This window comes from Macrococcus carouselicus (genome assembly GCF_004359515.1).
Taxonomy (GTDB): Bacteria; Bacillota; Bacilli; order Staphylococcales; family Staphylococcaceae; genus Macrococcus; species Macrococcus carouselicus.
On record NZ_SCWD01000001.1, the window covers coordinates 73616 to 96705 of the forward strand.

Below are 23090 nucleotides of genomic sequence, written 5' to 3' on the forward strand. Positions count from 1 at the left end.
CAAGGATGGGTTCAGATGAAAGCAGTAAACTGGAATACGCAGGAAGACATGACCAACATGTTCTGGCGTCAGAATATCTCACAGATGTGGGTTGAGACAGAATTCAAGGTATCAAAGGATATTGCGAGCTGGAAAGAGCTGACGGAAGACGAAAAATATACATTCAACCATGCACTGGCGGGTCTGACAGGACTTGACACGCAGCAGGCAGATGACGGTATGCCGCTTATTATGATGCATACAACTGATTTACGTAAAAAAGCAGTCTACTCATTTATGGGTATGATGGAGAATATCCATGCGAAGAGTTATTCACATATCTTCACAACATTGTTGCCGACGCATGAAACAGATGAGTTGCTTAATGAATGGGTGCCGAGTGAACCTCATCTGACGTATAAAGCAAACAGAATTTTAGAGAAATATCATAAATTGTGGTCGCCTGAAGCAAGTATCTACGACCAGTATATGGCACGTGTCGCTTCAGTGTTCCTTGAGACCTTCCTCTTCTACAGCGGCTTCTATTATCCATTGTATCTGGCGGGACAAGGCCGCATGACGACATCAGGTGAGATTATCCGTAAGATTCTGCTCGATGAATCCATTCACGGTGTCTTCACAGGACTTGATGCCCAGAGCCTGCGCAACGAATTATCGGACGATGATAAACTTCGTGCAGACAGAGAAATGTACAAGATGCTGGAAGACCTCTATCGCAACGAAGAATCATATACACGTGAACTGTATGACCGTGTCGGTTTAACAGAAGATGTCCTCAACTATGTCCAGTACAATGGTAATAAAGCACTGGCAAACTTAGGGTTTGAGCCTTACTTTGAAGAGCGCGGCTTCAATCCGATCATCGAGAATGCGCTGAATACCAGCACGAAGAACCACGACTTCTTCAGTGTCAAAGGTGACGGCTATGTGCTTGCACTTAACGTCGAAGCACTGACAGACGAAGACTTCGTATTTGAATAAAATGAACCCATCACAGCAATCGTTGTGATGGGTTTTTCTAGTTGTGACTGAATGAATCGTACTGATGACAGTGAGACGGAACGTCAGGGAAACGGGGTTTGCGTGACGATAGGAGACGTCAAGTCACTCAATATAGAAAGAAACGTCCTGCAAACTGAATTTGCGGGACGTTCACTCTGATATCCTGCTTTACTTTGTTTCTCGGTGTAAAGTATGTTTCTTCAGTCTCGGACAGTATTTCATCAATTCGATTCGTTCAGGATTGTTACGTTTGTTCTTCTTTGTGATATAGTTGCGGTCACCACATTCTGTGCATGCTAATGTTACATTTACTCTCATCATCTTTTCTCCTTTTAATTTAAAATAATATCTGCAGCTGTATCCTCGATGATATAGGCAGGAAGCTTACTGTCATATATGTTCCTGTAATACGAAATCATTACGTTTTATAATTCTAAGGTATTTATCTTTTTTTGTAAAGGATAAATTAAATATGGCAGAATCAGTAATTTTAATCATAATTAAAGTACTGTCACGTTTTTGACATTGAATTATCAAAAAATAAAAAAGATAATGAAAGATGTATAAAAAAAGAGAAGGAGCAATCATATGAAAAAATTAGCATTTGTCTTATCAGCAGGTCTTGTTCTTGCAGCTTGCGGACAGACAGCGGAAAAACATGAAGAACATTCCAAAACAGAGGCGTCAGTTCAGCCTGTAAATGTTGAGCTGACAGTTCCTGAAAAAGCAGAAGCAGGTGAGGAAGTCACATTGAAAGCGAAAGTGACACAAGCTGATAAAGCCATCAATGATGCAGACGAAGTGATGTTCGAAATCGTGAAAGATGGCAAAAAAGAGACATCCATCAAGAAAAAGGTCAAAGAAGCCAAGGACGGCGTATATACCCTTCCTTATACTTTCAAAGAGGACGGCAGCTACGAAGTGACCAGTCACGTCACTGCGGAAAATCAGCATACGATGCCCAATAAAACCATTCTGATCGGCAAGGCTGAAAAACCCGCAGCTGCTCACGACCATCATGACGGTTCAGTCCATGTGATGCCGATTACAGCTGAGAAAGATAAAGCTGTGGAGTTAATGATGCATGTAGAAGGTCAGGACGGGAAAGCAAAAGACGGCGTAATGGCACGACTTGAAGTCAAGCAGCCGGATGGTAAAGTGAAGTGGGTTGATCTTGAAGAGACGAAACCTGGGCAGTACGAAGGACAGGAGACGTTCACGCAGAGTGGCATGTATGATGTGACCGCACACGCAGAGAACAAAGAGGGCTTCCATGTCCATACCGAAACGATGTTCACAGTAAAATAAGAGACAGGCATATGCCCGTCTCTTATTTTATTTGCTCGAAATAGGGATCGTCCAGGTGGTTCGCTTTTAAATGTTCCAGCTGAAGTGTTGTATGATCAAGCTTGTAATCTCTTTCAAGCATTGCAGCTAACTCATTGATGACCTGATAGTTCTCGGCATCATTTCTGTTGTCAACTACGACGTGCGCGGATAAGGTATAGTGACCTGTCGTGATGGCAGATAAATGAAATTCATGAACATCCAGAACGTTAGGATGTTCTTTCATACGAGTGATGATTTCATCTGTATCGAGTTCATCAGGTACTTTAGCCATCAGAATATCCCATGCATTTTTCACAATTTTGTAGCCGCCACGGAATATGATGAGTGAAATCAGAATGCTTAAAATAGGATCGATCAGTACCCAGTGAGTGAAATAGATGACAACGACCGCAACGATAACGCCGACTGAATTGAGCAGGTCACCAATGAAATGCCAGAGGGCGCTCTGGACATTGATATTGTCCTCACCTTTTAATGAGCGGGCCAGAATAATGGTCAGAACAATATTGACGACAAGCCCGATCAGTGAGATGGTGAGCATCAGCTTGACATCGACGGTCTGCGGATGAAGAATACGCATGATTCCTTCGTAACAGATACCGAGTGCGATGACAACAAGTGCAAGTCCGTTCAGTAAGGCAGCCAGTATTTCTAAGCGCAGATAACCGAATGTATACCGTGCTGTCGGTGCTTTTGCGGCGAAATAGATGGCGATCATTGACAGACCTAATGCCAGCACATCACTCAGCATATGAGCTGAGTCTGATAATAAGGCGAGGGAGTTGGATAGGATACCACCGACCACCTCAACTATCGTGAAGAACAGGGTGATCAGAAGGGATGCCCATAATGTTTTTTTCGAACCTTGCTGCTCTTTCAGGTGTTCAACGTGGTGATAATAGGTCGGCTGTGATAAAGTTTTTCTCATTATTATTCTCCTTGAACTGTGTGATCTTGTCATTCCCATATACTATTTTACCACCAAGGTGGCCTGTGTATGCGAAAAATCCGCTCCCTAATAGTGATACTATCAGTACGACAGTTAATAGTTCTTTTCTGTAGAATGAGCTGAAGTGAGTAAATAATTTGATAGCAGCCGCAGCGCTGAACATGATAAGGGCAGTAATTGCCATCTGTTTATGATGAATAAGACCTTCAGATGTTTGAAGCAAGACTTAAGCTGCAAGGGAAAAAGAGATGAGCAACAGGAAGATAGCGGCCGAAAAAATGATACACAGTTTTCTGAGCTGTTTATTCACTGAGCTGATATCCCATATTCCGCACCGTCCTGATTTTAACAGGACTTATTTTTTTACGCAGCCGGCCTATCAGTGCTTCCACAGCATTGTCACTGACCACATCATCTATATGCCACACTTTATCCAGTATGAGGTCTTTAGAAGGGATGCCATTCTGATGATGCAGCAGCTGTGTCATTCTGCCCAGTTTCAGGTCGTCTTCAATCAATAGAATATTCATGATCATCTATAAAAAAAGCAGCAGATTAATCCGCTGCTTTCTCTCCTATAATTCTGACTTCCGGCTGAAGTTCAACTCCAGTGTTCTTAAACACGGTCGTCTGTACGTGTTCAATCATATTTTCGTAATCAGTTGCGGTGCCGTTATCTACGTTGACAATGAATCCGGCATGCTTTGTGGAGACCTCAACGCCACCGATGCGATGTCCCTGCAGGCCTGCCTGCTGAATCAGCTGTCCCGCGAAATGTCCGGGTGGTCGTCTGAAGACACTGCCGCATGAAGGATATTCGAGTGGCTGCTTATCCTCACGTCGCTGAGTCAGATCATCCATCTTAGCCTGAATGACGGTGACGTCACCGCGCTCCAGGTTGAACGTCGCTTCCAGAACAACCAGATGCTGGCTCTGGATGGAACTTGTTCGGTAATCCAATGCCAGCTCATCCTTTGAGAGAGTGTAGATTTCGCCTCTTTCGTCGACGACTTTAGCATGATCGATACAGTCTTTCACTTCGCCGCCATATGCACCGGCGTTCATATAGACTGCGCCACCGACAGAACCTGGGATGCCACATGCAAATTCAAGACCGGTCAGGTGATGATCGCGCGCAATACGTGAGACATCAATGAGGGCAGCGCCACTGCCCGCAATAATCTGATTGTATTCGACCTGCACATCAGTGAAGTTGAGCAGACTAAGTACGATGCCACGTATACCGCCGTCACGGATAATGATATTTGAGCCGTTGCCAAGGAATGTAACGGGAACACCGTATTTTTCAGCGAGCTTCATCACCGTGCTGACTTCTGTATATTTACGCGGAGAAATATAATAGTCTGCATTGCCTCCTGTTTTTGTATATGTATATTTTTTTAAAGGTTCATTGATGCTGATCAACTCATCCGGTAGCAATGCTGTCAGTTCCTGCAGTAAATTATTTTCAATCATGACGTTCGCCCTTTCGTTCTTTCTTCCACTATATTATAGCAACATTAGAGGGGATTTGCGATATTCATTCTGAACCAGTCTGCTTTCTCTGTTTCGTAGTCTTTCTTCGGCAGGTGGCGGATGCGGTCCTTGTAATTCCGGAATGCTCTCAACAGGGACGATGATTGTGACAGCAGGTGGTGACTATGCATATAGCGCACTGCTTTGTCACTGTTTTCTTCCACGATATGCAGCCGGCATTTTTCTTCCAGTGTCGTCATGCTGTGAAACTGGCTGAAGACACATTTCTTCCGGTAAGGGTGGTGCAGACGATAAAATCCGGCCAGATTGAGTCGTTTCTCATCAAGTGTCGTCATTGCATGCAGACTCGGTACAATGACCAGAACATCAATGATGCCGTCATCCCCCAGTGCGGTGCCGCCGATATGAGCGACCTCGGTGACCGGAGAATCGAGCAGGTCAAGCAGCAGTCTGCGTATTTCCAGATATTGATCTTGTAAGTGAGTCATGTCAGAACCTCGGTTATTAATTATTATTTATCTTAGACCCGTGTTTAGGTATAATGGGTGTAGCAAGGAGTAGGTATATGAAAATAAAATTTTACGTTCTGTTGCTGATCGGCCTCATGCTGAGCGCTTGCGGTACCAGTTTGCAATCAGATATTAATGATTATAAGTCTCAGATGAAGGATGTTCAATCTGAAGAAAAGAAATTAGTGAAATATATTGATGAACTCGAACTGGATAAAGTGGATCAGCTGATCGGTTCTGAAGTGACAGACCAGAAAAAACAGAGGCTGCAGGAAAAAGAACGGACAATTGAAGATGATGTGCTCCCGCAGCTTGCTGAATATGAAGAGAAAATGAATAAAGTCAATGTGGACAATCCGGAGATCAAGGAAGTTCATGATATCTATATTAACAACTTTGATGAAAAGAAAACGTTTATAGAGAACATCCATCAGTATATCAAGCTATATAATGCGTCAATTGACTCTAATGAAGAGATACTAGGCTATACTAAAATCTTCGAAAAGAACAAAGAAACCAGTGAGAAATATGCTGAACTCGCTGCCAGCAGTAAATCTGAGCTTTCAGATTATAACAAACTGACTGAGATTATCAACCGGAATAATGAAGAACTCAAAGTGAAGGTAGAGGAACTGATGAATATATCTGAGACAGCTGAACGCATCGAATATATCGATGGGCTACTGGTGCCGATGATCAATAAGCATATACAGTCTCTCAATAAAATGCACATCGCTTCTCCGCATACTTCTCATATGAGACAGGCACAGATCGAAATCTACTATAGTCTGATCAATTATTACAAGGAGAGAAAGAATGCGATGAAAATTGAGGAGCAGCTAAGAAAATTACCTGTCCAGAGCATTCTATCAAAAGCAAAAAGTATCAAGACGGTAGATGACAAGTATTATCAGGCATTAAAAAAACTTGAAGAACAGTAAGCTCTTCAAGTTACTTATTCCGAAACTTCGATAAATAGATATTGCGTGCAATGACGGTGAGAATCCAGATACCGAATGCAATGATGATGATCCAGGACAACGTTGCATTGTTCTGGAAATCGATAATGAAGAGACAGACTGTTATCAAGAGACATGCATTGATGGTATCAAGCATACTCCAGCGTTTTACAGGCAGCTGTGGTTTAGCCATTGGGATGTCCTCCTTTTTTATTAAATTATAGCATGACTAAACAAACGCGTGAGGGGTATTCAGTAAGAAAAGAGTCAACCAAATGAAGAGGTGGAAAAATGGTTATTAAATTAAATAGCATTGAACAATTTGAACAGACGATACAGAAGCATGACAAGGTTTTTATTATGAAGCACTCACTGACATGCCCGATTTCACTTAATGCCTATGATCAGTACAATAACTTTTTATATGAACGTGATATGGATGGCTATTATCTGACTGTACAGGAGTCGCGGGAACTTTCAAATTATATCGCTGAGAAGACAGGTATCAGACATGAATCACCGCAGGTCTTTTATTTTGTTGATCAAAAGGTCGCCTGGCATGGTTCCCATAGCCAGATTACTGTATCTTCATTGTCAGCTGCGGAAGAATAAACTTGAGAGAACGAGCAGCCTAGCTGCTCGCTATTTTATTTGAAGGAGAACTGGATGAATATATTAATTGCAATAGACAGGTTTGAAGATGCGCTGACTTCACAGGAGGCGGCGAGCTATGTGGAAGAAGGCGTGAAAGCTGTGCACAGAACAGCAAATGTCATCAGTGTGCCTCTGTTTGATGGGCAGAAGCATCTGATTGACGGTATATTGGCCTGGCAGCAAGGGACTAAATATACATGGAAGATTCCGGATGCCAATATGAAGCGCCGTGATGTGACAGCAGCGGCGATGAATGACCGTTTCTATATTGACTGCTCAGATCTATACGGTCAGACAGAAAATATGCTGCAGACTTCATCATATGGACTCGGTCAGATGTTGTTGAACGGCCTTGACCTGGATTACCGTGTATTCACGATTGCGCTGGGTGAAACAGCATTATTCGACGGTGGCATGGGGATGCTTGAAAGACTGGGTGCACAGTTTTATGACCTGAATGAAGAGAAGTTAGCAGGTCCTCTGGATTCCGAATCTATCAAGAAGGTGAGACGAATCGACTTATCAGGTCTTGATGACCGCCTAAGTGAAAGTACATTTACAGTCATCAGCGATTATGACTATTATCTCTTCGGCAATAAGAGTCAGATAGCAGCGCAATCACTGCCAGATGAAGCGAAGACGAAGCTGGATAATCAGATCTGGTACCTGAATGAGCAGTTCAAGAAGACGGGGCTATATCTATCACTTGAGAAAGGCGGACATGCAGGCGGCTTAAGAGCACTATTTGAGTCATTGTTTCATGCCCGCACGTTATCCTCTAAGGAGATGATCTTTGAAGAGACAAGTATAGAGGAGCTGCTGAATGAGGCTGATATCATCATCTACGGCGGGGGTAACGTCAAACCTGCAGATAACTCACTTGTGGCACAGGCGCTGACTCAGAAAGTCAGTTCCGACAAACGCTTCATCTATCTTGCTGCCGGCCAGCAGTTCGCACCCCCTGACCATTCAGTCTATTATCTGAATATCTATCCTGACATGACTCCTGAAACTGACAGTATGAAGCTGGGTATTCAGTTACAGAACAGCATTCAGACATTACTTAATATCGCCAGATAAAAAACCTCCTCTGATCATTTCAGAGGAGGTTTGATTATGCGCGCTCTTCGAATTTCCGGATGATACCGACGATATGATGGACTGATTTCTCCATATCATCAATCGATACATATTCATAAGGACCGTGAAAATTCTCTGCCCCTGTGAAGAGGTTAGGTGTCGGCAGCCCCATATAGGAGAGCTGGGAGCCATCTGTACCGCCGCGGATCGGTTCAACGATCGGTTCAATACCGAGGTCTTTCATCACTTCAAGCGGCACATCGATCAGCTCAGGGAATGGCTTGATTTTCTCACCCATGTTGAAGTACTGGTCTTTTATAGTGATTTCGACTGACTCTTCTCCGTATAGTGCTGCAATTTGCTTTGCTGCCTGTTTCATCGTCTCTTTTCGATGATTGAAATTTCCCTTATCATGGTCACGGATGATATAGACCAGTTTCGCCTCTTCAACGGATCCATTCATGTCCAGGAGATGATAGAAGCCTTCGTAATTATCAGTCTGTTCAGGCACTTCCTCAGCCGGCAGTTCAGCATGGAACTGCATCGCTAATTTCTGTGCATTGACCATCTTGTCTTTTGCAGAACCGGGATGGACATTGACACCTCTGAATTTCAGGATGACTTCTGCAGCATTGAAACTTTCATACTGCAGTTCACCGCGGCGGCCCCCATCAATTGTATAGGCATATTCAGCGCCGAAACGTTCCACATCGAAGTGATGGGGTCCGCGGCCGATTTCCTCGTCCGGTGTAAAGGCGAAACGGATCTTACCGTGTCTGATTTCAGGATGGTTCTGCAGATAGATGATTGCTTCCATGATTTCAGTGATACCCGCTTTATTGTCTGCACCGAGAAGAGTAGTGCCGTCAGTTGTCATCAGTGTGTGACCCGCATAATATTTAAGCTCGGGAAACTTGTCCTTTGAGATGACAAGCCCGTTTTTCAGTGTGATATCATCGCCGTCATATGCATCGATTACCTGAGGTGAGACATCTGTACCCGTAAAGTCCGTCGCGGTATCCACGTGAGCAAGAAGGCCCATAACAGGCACGTCTTTATCAGTGTTCGCTGGCAGTGTCGCCATCAAGTAACCTTTTTCGTCAATGGAGACTTCCAGGTCCAGTGCTCTGATTTCTTCTTCAAGCAGTCGCAGCAAATCCCACTGCTTTTTAGTTGAAGGCGTTGTTTCACTTGATGCATCGGATTGTGTATCGATCTGAACGTAACGGCTCAGACGCTCGATTAAAGCTTGTTTCATTACTAATCCCTCCCTTGTCTGTTACATATATTATAACGAATTTTATCTTCTGCGGATATATTTTCTCGCTCTGAAGAATGAATGGAAGATCATCTCTGCGACAATCAGCCCGAAGGCGATGGCGCCGGATATGAGTGTCACCTGTATACCATTCTGCAGGGCTGTACTGTAATCACTGATCACAAGATTCTTCGTGGCATCGTAGGCCAGGCCACCCGGGACGAGAGGGATAATACCTGCTACGTAGAAGATGATGACCGGCTGTCTGTAGTAGCGGCTCATCAGATGGGCCATGACACCGAGACAAAGTGAACCGGCAAATGAGGCGGTGACAGCCGACACATCGTAAGTGTTCAGAACATAATAGACTATCCAGCCGACAGCGCCGACAAGACCGCTCGGTATCAGCAGCTTGCGCGGCGCATTGAAAATGATGGCAAAAAAGGCTGTTGCAAAGAAACTGGTCACAAACTGCAGCAGAAACCAGAGTATTAAAGCAGTATGAGACATACTGCCACCCCCGTTCCAATCGCAAAGGCCGTCAGACTGGCCTCAATCCCTTTGACGACACCTGCCAGCAGATGGGCAGCCATCAGGTCACGGATAGCATTTGTGATCAGCACACCGGGTACAAGCGGCATGACACCTGAGATAATCACCTTATTTAATGATACACCGTTCAGATAGTTGATGAAGAAAAGTGCAGTCAGTGCAATGACGAAAGCCCCGGCGAACTCTGAGAAGAACTTGATACGAGTGTGACGCTGGATGAATTCAGCGACCAGCAAACCTGATCCTCCTGCGATGATGCTGCCCGGCATATCCTGAAAAGAGCCGTTGAACATGATGAGGAATAAACCGCTCACTAAGGCGGCAGCGAGTATCTTAATCCAGAAATTGAACTGGAGGTCGGAGGCATCAAGTTCCTCGAGTGCTTCTTTCGCTGCGTGGATGCTGAGTGTATCAGCGGTAATCGCTCTTGATATCTCATTCGTCTCCGCAATTTTCTGCAGGTCTGTTGTCCTCTCTATCACGCGGAGGAGGCGGGACGGAGAGTCAGCGGAAGCAGAGAACATAATAGCAGTCGGTGTGACGAAGCTATGAGTGGATCTGAGTCCGTAATGTTTAGCAATACGTGCCATCGTATCCTCAACCCGGTATGTCTCGGCACCACTTTCAAGCAGAATCTTGCCGGCAAGCAGGGCAACAGAAAGTACAGTATTTTCATCAGCGTTATTCATAACAGCCTCCTTAATCATAAAAAAAATAACAGAAAGAGAGCTTTCTGCTATTTAATAATGGGATTGAACATCACGGTGTCACGCCCTTGTTCTTTGGCAGCGTGGAGCGTATCATCAGCATCCTTGAATATTTTGCGGTGCGATTTAATATCCTTTTCTTGAAGATAACCAACGCCAATGGAAACAGTCAAGGAAATCGTCTCCTTGGTCGGGAGATGGAAAGAAGAATTTTTAACACCTTTTCTGATGCTTTCAGCCAGTTTGATTGCCGCATCAAGCGTCACGTCCGTCAGAATGACAGAGAACTCCTCACCCCCATTACGATAGGCTTTGATATTCCGAGGAATATAGTTGGTCAGCACCTGACCCATCTGTCTGAGTACAGCATCACCTGCATTATGACCGTATGCATCGTTCACGTCTTTAAAACCATCGATATCAATCAGCAGTAAGGCAATAGTCTGATGTTCCGCCTCATAGCTGAGTTGATTGAGCGACCGGTCAAACTCACGGACATTGCCGAGTCCGGTGAGATAATCCATTGTCTTTTCGTTCTCGTAACGCTGAATCAGCTGCGAAATACGCCAGATATCAACGAACATCAGCGCACTGCAGATGGAGAGGATGTATGAAGACGCTGCAATCAGAAGCATATACATCATCGGGTCCGGAATACCTCTGAAGTAGAGACTCACCCCGGTCAGTATCAGCGAGAGGGTGGTCAGCCACTGGATGCTTGCGAAATGAGACAGCTGGATAAACGGTCCGATCAGACCGGTGACTGCTGAGATGGTGAGCAGAATAATCGCCATATCCATGTCATAGCCCATGAAATTCACAGCGACGACACTAGTGATGATCCCACCGGCCAGTGTATAGATGAAGTTGGTATATCGCGCAAGGAACAGCAGCGGGATATAGGCCAGTACAAAGCTGACATCCAAAAGTCTGAGCGGGTTTGTCAGCAGCAGCACACTGATAGAGGTCATCAGTAATGTGATATAGTTCTTTGAGAAGACAATCTCCTTCTCTTCAAAGAACTGCAGACGGTGGAACAGATAAAAACCACTGATGGTGATCGCGACATTGAATATCAGTGCTTCAATCATGATGAGTCACATCCTTTAATATAAAGCTTTTTTCTTTGGAGAAGCCACGACCGATGATATCGGACGCGCTGAGGAAGATCACGAAGGCGTCTGGATTTTTCTGATTGATGACCTGCTTGAAGTAGACTGCTTCACGCTGCTCCATAACAGAGAAAAGAAGGGTTTTCTGCTCACCTGTATAGCCGCCCATTGAATGGATCTTCGTCAGTCCCCGACCAACGGAATCATAGATGAGACGCGAGACTTCCTCTTCTTTGTCGGTGATGATGAACACCAGTTTATTATCTCCTGACTTGAGTTCGACAAAGTCAATGACCTTACTGGTGACGTAAATTGAGATCAGAGCATAAAGCGCTGATTCGAAACTCAGGACGAATGCACTGAGGAGAACGACAGTGGCGTCAACAATCAGCTGACAGAAACCGCTTGAGAGCGACGTATATTTCTTGACGATCTGTGCCAGGGTCGCCGTGCCGCCTGTCGAACCCTTACCTCGATAGACGAGACCTAAGCCGATACCCAGGACGATTCCGCCGTACAGTGCACCTAAAAATGAGTTGTGGACACCGTAAACCACATAATCTTTACTGATGAAGATGATGAATGGAATCAGAAAAGTAGCGACGGCGGTCTTAATGCTGAAGGACCTGCCAAGAATAAACCAGCCTGCGATAAAAATGGGTACATTGATCAGAAACTGTATCAGATATGGCTGAATACGAAAGATACTATAAAGAATAGTGCTGACGCCTGATATACCGCCTGCTGCTATTTCAGACGGCAGTAAAAAGAAGTTATAACTGATGCCGACCAATATGGAGCCGATGATCATATAGAAATAATCTCTTAAAAGCTGGTTTTTCATGGAGACGCCCTCCCGGCTGAATTGTACTTTTTCATTAACCGTCTTATTATGAGTCATAACTTATAATTCGTCAATGTGCCGTCGAGGCGTAATATTAAATTAATATAATTCCTAGTCTTTTATATCTGTGCTATATTTAATGATAAGATAAACCTCGAGGTGGTCTATGTTTACCTTAAAGCTGATAGTGGTTACCGCTATTATTTCATTCTGTCTGACGCCGGTCTTGATATGGGTCTCACCCTGCATCGGCGCAATGGATAAACCTAACTTTCGTAAAGTGCATAAAAAGCCTGTGTCAATCCTGGGAGGAACCGTCATTCTTATCTCCTTTTTAATAGGAATAAAAATTGCTCAGCCCATTGAGGAGGAGATTGTACCGCTTGTCATCGGTGCGATTCTGATCAATATGCTGGGGCTGGTTGATGATATCTATGATCTGAAACCGATCATCAAACTGGTCGGTCAGATACTGGTCAGTCTGATTGTGGTCTATCATGGTATCACCATCGACCTGATCACACTGCCGTTCGGCTTTATTATAGAGTTCGGGGTGCTCAGCATACCTGTGACCATACTCTGGATTGTCGCCGTGACCAATGCCATCAATCTGGTGGATGGACTTGACGGACTCGCTGCAGGCGTATCGATGATCGCCCTTGGTACTATCGGACTGATCGCCATCTTCCAGGGCAACATCTTTATCATCATGATCTGCAGTGTACTGATCGGTGCACTGCTGGGCTTCATCCGTTACAATTTTTATCCGGCCAGCATTTTTCTCGGTGATAACGGCGCGCTGACACTTGGTTTTATCATCGGTGTACTCAGTCTGCTCGGCTTTAAGAATATCACGCTGATATCACTACTGTTTCCCATCATTATTCTCGGGGTTCCTTTTATTGATATGGTGTTCGCGATGATACGACGATACCTGAAAGGACAGCCGGTGATGCAGGCGGATAAATCGCACCTGCATCATAAGCTGCTTGAGCATGGCTATTCACACCCACAGACGGTCATTCTCATCTATTCCATCGCCATGCTGTTCAGCCTGGCATCAGTCATTCTTTATTTATCAACGAATGTCGGGGCCATTTTGATGACAGCGCTGATTCTTCTGACGATTGAACTGGTTGTGGAGCTGACGGGTCTGATTGATGACAACTACCAGCCAATATTGAAGCTCTGCAGAAAAATAATAAAATAATCAGACGGGAAAAGGAAGCATTAACTCTGCTTCTTTTTTTATTTCTGCCTGACCTTGCGAGGTCTCATTGATAAAGTTCTCGAATGATTCAATATCCTCAGCTTTGACATGAATGCTGTATGCCACTTTATCGGTGTAAGTCTGGTCCACCACTTCAAATGGTTTGTCGGCGATATCATACTCAAAACGACCTGTCTGATCATAACTGAGCGTCACATGATAGAGCAGGGCGTTCTGTATGATCACTTTGCCGGCTGATTTAATGGTGTCGGTCACACCTGACTGATAAGCACGTATCAGTCCACCGGTACCCAGTTTGATACCACCGAAATAGCGGGTCACAATCGCGACGACATTATGAATATCTTCTTTTTTCAGCGTCTCAAGCATCGGTACACCCGCTGTACCGGACGGTTCGCCGTCATCATTCGCTTTCTGGATCTGATGCTGGTCACCGATTGTATAGGCGGAACAGTTGTGATTAGCGGACTTATGCAGTACTTTTATCTCTGCGATACGCGCTTTCGCCTCTTCTTCGTCCTCCACCTTGAATAAGTAAGTAATGAAACGGGACTTACTGATCAGCTGCTCAGTCTCAGCATCATTTTTGATCGTGATATAGTTTTCCAAGTTCACTCACACTTCCTTTTTACTTTCAGTATAGTCAACTTGTCAAATAGCAACAATGCTTTAACTTTATTTTTAGGATAAAAATGGTATGATGAGACTGTGGGGAACTGTAAGGAGGGAATGCATGAAGATTGCAGTATTAACAGATTCAACAGCGAATGTCAGTGAAGAACTACGCAGACGCTATGACATCCATGAAGTCTATCTCAATGTTCTGTTTAACGGGCAGACCTACAGAGAGATGAAGGACATCTCGCCCGATGAGTTCTATAGCAGGATGCGGACTGAGGCTGAGCTGCCGACAACGAGTCAGCCATCTGTAGGTGAATATGTGGACAAACTTGAGGAACTTGTGGTATCAGGCTATACCGATGTGATTGCCATCCACCTGTCCAGCGGTATCAGCGGCACTTATCAGAGTGCCATCACAGCAGGCAGTATGGTTGAGGGGATCACGGTACATGCCGTCGATTCAGAGATATCGCTAACGCCTCAAGCATTTCTTTGTATCAGAGCAGCTCAGATGATTCAAGAAGGTGAATCAGTTGAGTCCATTCTTGACGAGATGGCAAAGATGATTGAAGATATGACCGCTTATTTTATGGTGAACGACCTTAAGAACCTGAAAAAAGGGGGGCGACTGAGTGGTGCACAGGCATTTGTAGGCAGCATGCTGCAGGTGAAACCCATTCTGCATTTTGTCGATAAGAAGATTGTGGCGCTCGATAAGGTCAGAACGAAGAAAAAAGCTTTAAAACGTATCGAAGAGCTGATGGCTGACTTCATGGGTGATGACACGGTCGGCACAGCCTGTATCATTCACGGTCATGCAGAAGCGGAAGCCCTCGCGTGGTTAAAAGAAATCGAACCGCATTATCCGGATGTCAAGTTTGTCATTGAAGAGGTGACGCCAGTGGTCGGTTCGCATCTCGGCGCAGGTTCGCTCGCATTCGGTATGGTCAAGCGCGACTTGAAATTGTAAACAGTTTTATATTTTAAATTTTATATTCTTTGACAGCACACTTATTTAAGTGTGCTTTTTATTTTGGAGGTGAATCATGAGTCTGATTGCAGAAGAAGGACAGGAACTAAGAGGCGTCATTAAAAGAAAGGGCTACTACTGTCAATACTGCATGAATGATGATCAGCAGTTGTTCCATCATCATTTTCATCATCGCTTCGGTAAGGAAGTGGTCTACTGCAGAGCCTGTATCCGTATGACATATTCATCAACAGAGACCTATTATAATCTGGTAGAAATTAAGAATTTGCCTGAACAGGCTGACTATCAGCTGGATTTCGAGCTCACTGCCCAGCAGCAGTTTGCGAGCCGGGAGATCGTGGAAGTCGTGAAGACGGGGGGCAGAAGGTTAGTGCATGCAGTGACGGGAGCCGGTAAGACAGAGATGATTTTAGAAGGTATCAGAACAGCCAGGCAGGAAGGGCTGAATGTCGCGATTGTCTCTCCGCGGGTCGATGTCGTAAAAGAAGTGGCACTCAGAATGAAAGATTATTTCAGCTGCGATATCGATGTTCTGTATCAGGGAGAGACTATTCTGTATGATAGCCGGTTTGTCATCAGTACAGTGCAGCAGCTCGTAAAATACCATCATCATTTCGGTCTTGTTATCGTCGACGAAGTGGATGCATTTCCTCTTCCGATGGATAAGCGGTTGCAGCAGCTCATTAAGCGTGCCGCAACCTTGCATTCTGCCTTGATTTACTTGACCGCTACACCGCCAGCGCGTCTGAAGAAAGAAATGAGAGAAGAGACCCTTGTTCTGCCTGCCCGTTATCACAGACGACCGCTGCCTGTTCCGACCTATCAGTATATGTCCCGGCAGCAGATGAGAAAGGGGAAGATGAAACGTTACTTTGAGCGAGATGCCGGTTCATTCCTGCTTGTTTTCTTCAATGATATCAAAGAGATGGAAGAGGCCGCTGAAATCTACAAGGAATATAAACCTGTAACGGTATATGCTGCAGATGTCAGCCGGCATGACAAAGTAGCAGCTATCCGGTCAGGCGCCTATCCGGTCATTTTTACAACGACGATTCTGGAACGCGGCTTTACGATGGCAAGTCTTGACGTCTTCGTAGTCGATGCGGGTAACTACAGTGCTGAATGTCTTGTGCAGATGGCTGGCCGGGTAGACCGCAAATCCGTACCGTATAAGGGTCAGGTCATTTTTTTTCATGAAGGCGTCACGCGCAGTATGATGCAGGCGGTCAAGGAGATCAAGGAGATGAACAGGCTGGCGCGGATGAAGGGGTGGCTGGATTGAAATGTCTGATCTGTTTTGAAGTAATAAAAGAACCGCTCTTCTTAAGCAATTATTTTTCTGTACCTCCTGTATTGTGTGAGGCCTGCCGGTCTTTACTGCAGGAACTTGAGGGCAGGCGGTGCACGCACTGCTGGAGAAAGCTGCTTGCGGACGAAGCGGACTGCACGGACTGCAGCTTTATGCACCGTCATTTCACGCCGCTTGATACTATACATGTGCTCTATGATTATAATGATTTTATGAAGGAACTGATTCATTGCTATAAGGGACGAGGAGACGTCAGGCTGGCAGCAGTATTTGCTGAGTTACTGAGAGCGCAGCATAAAACAATCGCCAGTTATGACTGCATCATTCCGCTGCCGACGAGTGAGGATAAGCTGAACAGTCGTGGATTCAGCCAGATTGAGGCTATTCTGGAGGAAAGCCGTTATAGTTTCTGTCAGCCGCTGAAGATGGCAGGTCGTACAAAACAGTCTATGCTGACGAAGAGAGAGCGGCTGCAGCAGGAGAATCCCTTTACGGTCATTGCACCGGTAGAGGGACGTGTGTTAATCGTTGATGATATATATACGACCGGTCTGACGGTGCACCGTGCAGCAGAAGTACTGAGACACGAAAACGTCAGTGCTATAGGGGTGTTAGCGTTTGCAAGACCCTAGAAATATGGTAAAATGAAGACAGGAAGAAACACCACAGAATATGTTCGTAAGGAGTCGTTGTTTTATGATCAGATACGAAATCCACGGAGAGAATATCGAAGTAACTGAGGCAATCCGTAATTATATTGAGGAGAAATTGAGTAAACTTGAGCGTTACTTTACGAACGTGCCGGATGCGAATGCACATGTAAAGGTTAAGACTTACCAAGATTCTCGTTCAAAAATCGAGGTCACTATTCCACTCAAGAATGTGACTTTAAGAGCCGAAGAAAGACACGATGATCTGTATGCAGCGATTGATCTGATCGTTGAGAAATTGGAACGTCAGGTCAGAAAACACAAAACAAAGGTTAACCGTAAGTTCCGTGAAAAGGGAATGGAGAAAGACGTCTTCCCCGCTTTCCCTGAAACTGAAAAGGATGAAGAACCGGAAAACGAGATTGAGATCATCCGCTCTAAACAGTTTGATTTAAAACCGATGGACTCAGAAGAAGCAGTTCTGCAGATGAATATGCTGGGGCATGATTTCTATATCTTCAATGATGCAGAAACAAACGGCACAAACATTGTCTATCGCCGTAAAGATGGTAAGTATGGTCTGATTGAAACTTCAGCAGAATAATGTTTCAGCCTCTCCGTTGCGGAGGGGCTTTTTTAATGCCGTTATGTTTCTAAATACGTACGTAACATGTTATTATTAATTGTTGTAGATGGTAACTAAAGGAGAGAAAAACATGGGATTCATTAAGAAAATGTTTGACGGCAATAAACGTGAAGTAAAATCGTTATCCAGAATCGCGGACCAGGTTGATACTTATAAAGATATCATGGCTGCAAAAAGTGATGACGAATTGAAAAACATGACCGTTATTTATCAGAATGACCTGAAACAGATAGATGATTACAGAGAACAGCAGGATTACCTGGATCGCATTTTACCCGAAGCTTTTGCTGTTGTACGTGAAGCTTCTCTGCGCGTCCTGAACCTGTTCCCTCACCCCGTCCAGATGATGGGGGGGACAGTGCTGCATAGGGGTGACATCGCAGAGATGAAGACAGGGGAAGGTAAAACATTGACGGCGACGATGCCGGTCTACTTGAATGCCCTGACGGGTCGCGGTGTCCATGTGGTGACTGTCAATGAATACCTGTCAAGCACACAGGCTGAAGAGATGGGTCAGCTTTATAACTTCCTTGGTCTGACTGTCGGACTTAATCTGAACAGCAAGACGACTGCGGAGAAACGCGAAGCATATGCGGCTGATATCACTTACAGCACGAACAACGAGCTTGGTTTCGATTATCTCCGTGACAATATGGTGACCTACAGCGAGGAACGCGTCATGCGCCCGCTTAACTTTGCTATCATCGATGAGGTCGATTCCATTTTGATCGATGAGGCGAGAACCCCTCTTATTATTTCAGGACAGGCTGAGAAGTCGACAGGCATGTATATTCAGGCGAATGTCTTCGTCAAGATGCTGAAACCAGACATCGACTATAACTATGATGAGAAGACTAAAGGCATCCAGTTATCCGAGTCAGGAATCGACAAGGCAGAGAAAATGTTCAAAGTCGACAACCTTTATGATGTGAAGAACGTCAGTCTGATGCATCACATCAATATCGCACTGAAGGCGCACCGTTCAATGCTGAAAGACGTGGATTATGTGGTTGAAGACGGTGAAATCGTGATTGTCGATCAGTTCACAGGTCGTACGATGCCAGGACGTCGATTCTCTGATGGTGTCCACCAGGCCATTGAAGCAAAAGAAGGTGTGGAGATCCAGAATGAATCAAAGACGATGGCATCCATCACATTCCAGAACTTCTTCCGTATGTATAACAAGCTGTCTGGCATGACGGGGACAGCGAAGACGGAGGAAGAGGAATTCATCAGCATCTATAACATGGTCGTGACACAGATTCCGACGAACAGACCGATTGCGCGTGAAGACAAGGCCGATCTCATCTTTGCATCCGAACGTGGCAAGTTCAATGCGGTTGTTGAAGAAGTCATCGCACGTCATAAAGCAGGACAGCCGGTGCTGCTCGGAACTGTAGCAGTCGAGACAAGTGAATATATCTCGGACTTACTGAAGAAGCGCGGCATCCGTCATAACGTACTGAACGCAAAAAATCATGAACGTGAAGCAGAGATTGTAGCGAATGCAGGCCAGAAAGGTGCCGTCACTATTGCCACTAACATGGCAGGTCGGGGTACAGATATCAAGCTGGGCGAAGGCATCCAGGATCTCGGCGGCCTCGCGGTCATCGGGACAGAACGACATGAGTCACGTCGTATTGACGACCAGCTCCGTGGCCGTTCAGGACGTCAGGGTGACCCAGGTTTCAGTCGATTCTATCTGTCACTGCAGGATGAACTGATGGTCCGCTTCGGATCAGAGCGTATGCAGAATATGATGACACGTCTCGGGATGAATGATGAGGCACCGATTGAGTCCAAGATGGTCTCCCGCGCGGTCGAATCTGCCCAGAAACGTGTTGAAGGTAATAACTATGATAGCCGTAAACGTGTCCTCGAGTATGATGATGTGCTCCGTAAACAGCGTGAAATCATCTATAAGGAACGTAACGACATCCTGGAACAGGAAGACTGTTCAGGCCAGGTCCGTTCAATGATTGAGGAGTCAGTACGCCGCGCTGTGAATGCTCACTTTACAAGTGAAGAAGATCACCCCGACTACGAGACGTTCATCAATTATGTTGAGGATGTCTATATCCCGGAAGGTGACCTGAAGGTTGAGGAGATTGAACGACGTGACAACGACCAGATCTTTGATATTGTCATGCAGCACATTGATGAGCAGTATCATCGTCAGGAAATCCAGCTGGGTGATCAGATGCGTGAATTTGAACGCATGATTCTGCTGCGTACAATTGATATGAAGTGGACAGATCACATCGATACGATGGACCAGCTTCGTACCGGTATCCATCTCCGTTCATACGGTCAGATCAATCCGCTGCGTGAATATCAGAACGAGGGTCTGGCGATGTTCGAGGATATGCTTGATAATATTGAAGACGATGTAGCAAAATATATTCTCAAGTCCATCATTGATAAAGGCGAACAGGTAGAACGTGAGCAGGTTGCGCAGGGCGAAGCAATGGTCGCGAATGATGGTAAGGAGAAAGTAAAGAAACAACCTAAGCAGGCTGAGCCGACAATCGGACGTAATGAACCCTGCCCATGCGGCAGCGGTAAAAAATATAAAAACTGTCATGGAAGAGATGAGAACTAATGGAAGCATTTGAAATCAAGAACACACTTGCAGCAATTGAAGGAAAATTACAGAGTTTCAGGGGGTCTCTTTGACTTAGAAGACAAAGAGACGAACATTCAGGAATACGATGAAATGATGGCTGACCCAGCGTTCTGGGACGATGCGACTCAGGCTCAGGACATCATCAATAAAAGTAATGCACTGAAGGAAGTCGTGAATGGCTATCATCAGGTGGCTGAAGAGAAAGAGAACATCGATGTCATGTTCGAGATGGTCAAGGAAGAAAGCGATGCTGAAATGGAGAATGAACTCGCAGATCAGCTGAAGAAGCTGAATGCAGCAGTTGAACAGTATGAGCTGAAGATGCTGCTTGACGGAGAATACGATGCGAATAATGCAATCCTTGAACTGCATCCAGGTGCGGGTGGCACAGAATCGCAGGACTGGGGTTCCATGCTTCTTCGTATGTACCAGCGCTATGCTGACCAGCAGGGCTTCAAAGTAGAGACACTTGATTATCAGGCAGGCGACGAAGCAGGCATTAAAAGTGTGACAATCCTTGTCAAAGGGCATAATGCCTATGGTTATCTGAAATCCGAGAAGGGAGTACACCGTCTAGTCAGAATATCACCATTCGATTCATCCGGCAGACGTCATACATCGTTCGCATCGTGTGAAGTAATCCCTGAGTTTGATAATGATAAGATTGAAATTGAGATTAATACGGAAGATATCAGTATTGACACGTACCGTGCGACAGGAGCTGGGGGCCAGCATATCAACACCACAGATTCTGCAGTACGTATCACCCATAAACCAACTGGAATCGTCGTGACCTGTCAGAACGAGCGGTCACAGATCAAGAACCGCGAACAGGCGATGAAGATGCTGAAAGCGAAGCTCTATCAGCGCAAGCTTGAGGAGCAGGAGGCGGAAATGCTCGCTATCCGTGGTGAACAGAAAGAAATCGGCTGGGGCTCACAGATCAGGTCGTATGTTTTCCACCCTTATTCTATGGTCAAGGATCATCGTACGAATGCTGAGACAGGTAACACCTCGGCAGTAATGGACGGTGACATCTCACTGTTTATTGATGCCTACTTAAAAAGTCAGCTTTAAATGTTTATTACCTGTATGCTGATGGTAAGGTAAAAAGAAAAAGGGGGAACGTGATATGAAAAAGATGATGATAGGTACAGCACTTGCAGCATCAATGACGCTTGCGGCATGTGGTAACAATACAGAGGAGACAAAGACAGCGGATAACAGCGACCCCGGACTGACAGCTTATCAGAATCATTCTTGTGTAGGCTGTCACGGTAAAAACCTGGAAGGCGCGAGCGGTCCTAACCTGGCAAAGGTGGGTGCAAAATATTCTAAGGAAGAAATTGCAGATATCATCAAGAATGGTAAAGGCAATATGCCATCCGGTCAGGCCCAAGGTGAAGATGTAGAAAAAATCGCAGACTATTTAAGCAAGCAGAAGTAATGTTAAGACTATATTAAGTATGAAGCGATACTATTTCAATATTGATGCCTCTATGCTATATTTATATCAAATTTGTTAAATGTTAATTTGATATAAGGGCTGGGGGAATTTTTAAACAATGAAAAAGATGATATTGTCAGTTTGCTTAGTCTCAACGCTTATAATGACTGAACATTCTGCTGTACATGCAGATGAACCGAAAGAGAAAGTCGAAGCGGGTCACTACCAGGTGAAAAAAGGGGATACATTACTGGAAGTTGCAGATAAATTTGAAATTTCCACCTTACGTCTTAAAAAATGGAATCATTTAACGTCTGATACATTAAAACCGGGTAAGGTACTGGTCGTATCTGCTGATAAAGTGGATGCCGCTCTCTCAGTCAGCGCGATGCTGAAACCTGGAGTAGAAGCAACCAAGCCCAAAGAGGAAATCTCATCGGCATCTGCTCCGTTAGAAGAGGAAAAGACATTCGTTCCGGCAGAAGAAGTGACTGCTGAAGTGGCGTCTATCGAACAACCGGCACCTATCGAACAGGCACCTGATCGTGTAGAACCGGAAGTTTTTTCGCCCGCTGATCCGGCCTTGGACAGAACTGTCACAATGCCTGCTATCCAGAGACATGATGAAGAAGTGAATCAGATTAATATCTCTGATTACGCGGCGCAGGATGTCTCCTCATTGCTGCCGGATGAACAGCCGTCAGTCGTTTTGGTACCTGACAGAACGACTGCAGCGGCGCCATCTGCCCGTTCTGACGTAGCACAGCTCGCACGTCAGGTTGCTGTCGGGAAATCATATGTATACGGTGCGAATTCTGCGACACAGGTTGACTGTTCTTCATTTGCCCAGCAGGTGTTTGCAGCGATGGGTAAGAAGCTGCCAAGAACGACGTATGAGCAGATGGCAGTCGGTAAACGTATCACAGATCCAGAGCCGGGAGATCTTGTGTTCTTTAATGAAGGCAGCCACGTCGGTATTTATATCGGCAACGGTCAGATGATTGATGCGCTAAATCCAAGAGAAGGTATCAAACAGCGTGCGGTCAGCTATATCGATGGCACGGTGACAGGTTATTATAGATATTAAGGAGACAGC

At 45.2% G+C, this 23090-nt stretch carries 27 protein-coding genes; 15 read left to right on the forward strand and 12 right to left on the reverse strand.

The features are described from left to right. Positions 1–15 precede the first annotated feature (15 nt). A complete protein-coding gene (gene nrdF, locus ERX40_RS00380; protein ID WP_133416522.1) occupies positions 16–981 on the forward strand; it encodes a class 1b ribonucleoside-diphosphate reductase subunit beta in 966 nt (321 codons plus the stop codon). A gap of 51 nt (positions 982–1032) precedes the next feature. Beyond that, positions 1033–1161: a hypothetical protein gene (locus tag ERX40_RS11525; RefSeq protein WP_279487643.1), complete on the forward strand. Its 129-nt coding sequence runs from the start codon at positions 1033–1035 to the stop codon at positions 1159–1161. A gap of 9 nt (positions 1162–1170) precedes the next feature. On the opposite strand, the gene rpmG is transcribed toward ERX40_RS11525, so the two are convergent. Next, a complete protein-coding gene (gene rpmG, locus ERX40_RS00385) occupies positions 1171–1320 on the reverse strand; it encodes a 50S ribosomal protein L33 (RefSeq protein WP_133416523.1) in 150 nt (49 codons plus the stop codon). 270 nt (positions 1321–1590) lie between these two features. On the opposite strand from rpmG, the gene ERX40_RS00390 reads away from it, so the two are divergent. Next, on the forward strand, positions 1591–2310 hold the full coding sequence (locus tag ERX40_RS00390; protein WP_133416524.1) for a FixH family protein: 720 nt from the start codon (positions 1591–1593) through the stop codon (positions 2308–2310). A gap of 22 nt (positions 2311–2332) precedes the next feature. Here the strand turns inward: ERX40_RS00390 and ERX40_RS00395 are convergent, their stop codons facing one another. The 4 genes from ERX40_RS00395 to ERX40_RS00410 form a co-directional block, all read right to left on the reverse strand. Then, a complete protein-coding gene (locus tag ERX40_RS00395; RefSeq protein WP_133416525.1) occupies positions 2333–3280 on the reverse strand; it encodes a cation diffusion facilitator family transporter in 948 nt (315 codons plus the stop codon). Positions 3281–3603: 323 nt separating this feature from the next. Next, positions 3604–3837: a helix-turn-helix domain-containing protein gene (locus ERX40_RS00400; RefSeq protein ID WP_133416526.1), complete on the reverse strand. Its 234-nt coding sequence runs from the start codon at positions 3835–3837 to the stop codon at positions 3604–3606. A 19-nt stretch (positions 3838–3856) separates the two neighbouring features. Then, positions 3857–4777: a UDP-N-acetylmuramate dehydrogenase gene (gene murB, locus ERX40_RS00405; protein WP_133416527.1), complete on the reverse strand. Its 921-nt coding sequence runs from the start codon at positions 4775–4777 to the stop codon at positions 3857–3859. A gap of 44 nt (positions 4778–4821) precedes the next feature. Next, entirely contained in the window at positions 4822–5286 is a 465-nt protein-coding gene (locus ERX40_RS00410; RefSeq protein ID WP_133416528.1) for a GrpB family protein, read from the reverse strand. Between the two features lie 77 nt (positions 5287–5363). On the opposite strand from ERX40_RS00410, the gene ERX40_RS00415 reads away from it, so the two are divergent. Next, entirely contained in the window at positions 5364–6248 is an 885-nt protein-coding gene (locus tag ERX40_RS00415; RefSeq protein WP_165980606.1) for an EMYY motif lipoprotein, read from the forward strand. A 10-nt stretch (positions 6249–6258) separates the two neighbouring features. Here ERX40_RS00415 and ERX40_RS00420 read toward each other — a convergent pair whose 3' ends face one another. Then, a complete protein-coding gene (locus ERX40_RS00420) occupies positions 6259–6459 on the reverse strand; it encodes a hypothetical protein (RefSeq protein ID WP_133416530.1) in 201 nt (66 codons plus the stop codon). A gap of 98 nt (positions 6460–6557) precedes the next feature. On the opposite strand from ERX40_RS00420, the gene ytxJ reads away from it, so the two are divergent. Together ytxJ and ERX40_RS00430 are read left to right on the forward strand one after the other, a co-directional pair. Beyond that, positions 6558–6878: a bacillithiol system redox-active protein YtxJ gene (ytxJ, locus tag ERX40_RS00425; RefSeq protein ID WP_133416531.1), complete on the forward strand. Its 321-nt coding sequence runs from the start codon at positions 6558–6560 to the stop codon at positions 6876–6878. Between the two features lie 54 nt (positions 6879–6932). Continuing rightward, positions 6933–8000: a glycerate kinase gene (locus ERX40_RS00430; RefSeq protein WP_133416532.1), complete on the forward strand. Its 1068-nt coding sequence runs from the start codon at positions 6933–6935 to the stop codon at positions 7998–8000. Positions 8001–8034: 34 nt separating this feature from the next. On the opposite strand, the gene pepT is transcribed toward ERX40_RS00430, so the two are convergent. Genes pepT through ERX40_RS00455 form a run of 5 tightly spaced genes read right to left on the reverse strand, consistent with a single transcriptional unit; the run spans position 8035 to position 12473 of the window. Continuing rightward, a complete protein-coding gene (gene pepT, locus ERX40_RS00435; RefSeq protein ID WP_133416533.1) occupies positions 8035–9258 on the reverse strand; it encodes a peptidase T in 1224 nt (407 codons plus the stop codon). 42 nt (positions 9259–9300) lie between these two features. Next, positions 9301–9768: a threonine/serine exporter family protein gene (locus ERX40_RS00440; protein ID WP_208001637.1), complete on the reverse strand. Its 468-nt coding sequence runs from the start codon at positions 9766–9768 to the stop codon at positions 9301–9303. Then, a complete protein-coding gene (locus ERX40_RS00445) occupies positions 9750–10499 on the reverse strand; it encodes a threonine/serine exporter family protein (RefSeq protein WP_133416534.1) in 750 nt (249 codons plus the stop codon). The genes ERX40_RS00440 and ERX40_RS00445 overlap by 19 nt, the downstream gene beginning before the upstream one ends. 47 nt (positions 10500–10546) lie before the next feature. Continuing rightward, positions 10547–11608, reverse strand: a complete 1062-nt coding sequence (gene gdpS / locus ERX40_RS00450) for a GGDEF domain-containing protein GdpS (protein ID WP_133416535.1) — start codon at positions 11606–11608, stop codon at positions 10547–10549. Then, entirely contained in the window at positions 11601–12473 is an 873-nt protein-coding gene (locus ERX40_RS00455) for a YitT family protein (RefSeq protein WP_133416536.1), read from the reverse strand. The genes gdpS and ERX40_RS00455 overlap by 8 nt, the downstream gene beginning before the upstream one ends. A gap of 166 nt (positions 12474–12639) precedes the next feature. Here ERX40_RS00455 and ERX40_RS00460 point away from each other — a divergent pair, with 166 nt between their 5' ends. After that, positions 12640–13683 (forward strand): glycosyltransferase family 4 protein, encoded by a 1044-nt coding sequence (locus ERX40_RS00460; RefSeq protein ID WP_133416537.1) that lies wholly within the window; start codon positions 12640–12642, stop codon positions 13681–13683. On the opposite strand, the gene ERX40_RS00465 is transcribed toward ERX40_RS00460, so the two are convergent. Further along, positions 13684–14313 carry a YigZ family protein gene (locus ERX40_RS00465; RefSeq protein ID WP_133417564.1) on the reverse strand — a complete coding sequence of 210 codons (630 nt, stop codon included), beginning with the start codon at positions 14311–14313 and terminating at the stop codon, positions 13684–13686. Between the two features lie 124 nt (positions 14314–14437). On the opposite strand from ERX40_RS00465, the gene ERX40_RS00470 reads away from it, so the two are divergent. The 8 genes from ERX40_RS00470 to ERX40_RS00505 all read left to right on the forward strand — a co-directional run bounded on the left by ERX40_RS00470 (position 14438) and on the right by ERX40_RS00505 (position 23081). Further along, positions 14438–15295: a DegV family protein gene (locus ERX40_RS00470; protein WP_133416538.1), complete on the forward strand. Its 858-nt coding sequence runs from the start codon at positions 14438–14440 to the stop codon at positions 15293–15295. A 76-nt stretch (positions 15296–15371) separates the two neighbouring features. Next, complete coding sequence (locus ERX40_RS00475) at positions 15372–16598, forward strand: DEAD/DEAH box helicase family protein (protein ID WP_133416539.1); 1227 nt, start codon at positions 15372–15374, stop codon at positions 16596–16598. Then, a complete protein-coding gene (locus ERX40_RS00480; protein ID WP_133416540.1) occupies positions 16586–17257 on the forward strand; it encodes a ComF family protein in 672 nt (223 codons plus the stop codon). Before ERX40_RS00475 ends, ERX40_RS00480 begins: the two co-directional genes overlap by 13 nt. A gap of 64 nt (positions 17258–17321) precedes the next feature. Beyond that, positions 17322–17879 carry a ribosome hibernation-promoting factor, HPF/YfiA family gene (gene hpf, locus ERX40_RS00485; protein WP_133416541.1) on the forward strand — a complete coding sequence of 186 codons (558 nt, stop codon included), beginning with the start codon at positions 17322–17324 and terminating at the stop codon, positions 17877–17879. 112 nt (positions 17880–17991) lie between these two features. Continuing rightward, entirely contained in the window at positions 17992–20523 is a 2532-nt protein-coding gene (secA, locus tag ERX40_RS00490) for a preprotein translocase subunit SecA (RefSeq protein WP_133416542.1), read from the forward strand. Further along, a protein-coding gene (prfB, locus tag ERX40_RS00495; protein WP_243712874.1) for a peptide chain release factor 2 occupies positions 20523–21624 on the forward strand; the annotation gives its coding sequence in 2 pieces (ribosomal slippage) (positions 20523–20594 and positions 20596–21624; 1101 coding nt in all). The genes secA and prfB overlap by 1 nt, the downstream gene beginning before the upstream one ends. 55 nt (positions 21625–21679) lie before the next feature. Beyond that, positions 21680–21994, forward strand: a complete 315-nt coding sequence (gene cccB, locus ERX40_RS00500; RefSeq protein ID WP_133416544.1) for a cytochrome c551 — start codon at positions 21680–21682, stop codon at positions 21992–21994. A 163-nt stretch (positions 21995–22157) separates the two neighbouring features. Next, positions 22158–23081, forward strand: coding sequence for a C40 family peptidase (locus ERX40_RS00505; RefSeq protein ID WP_165980607.1), 924 nt, complete (start codon positions 22158–22160; stop codon positions 23079–23081). Positions 23082–23090 lie beyond the last annotated feature (9 nt).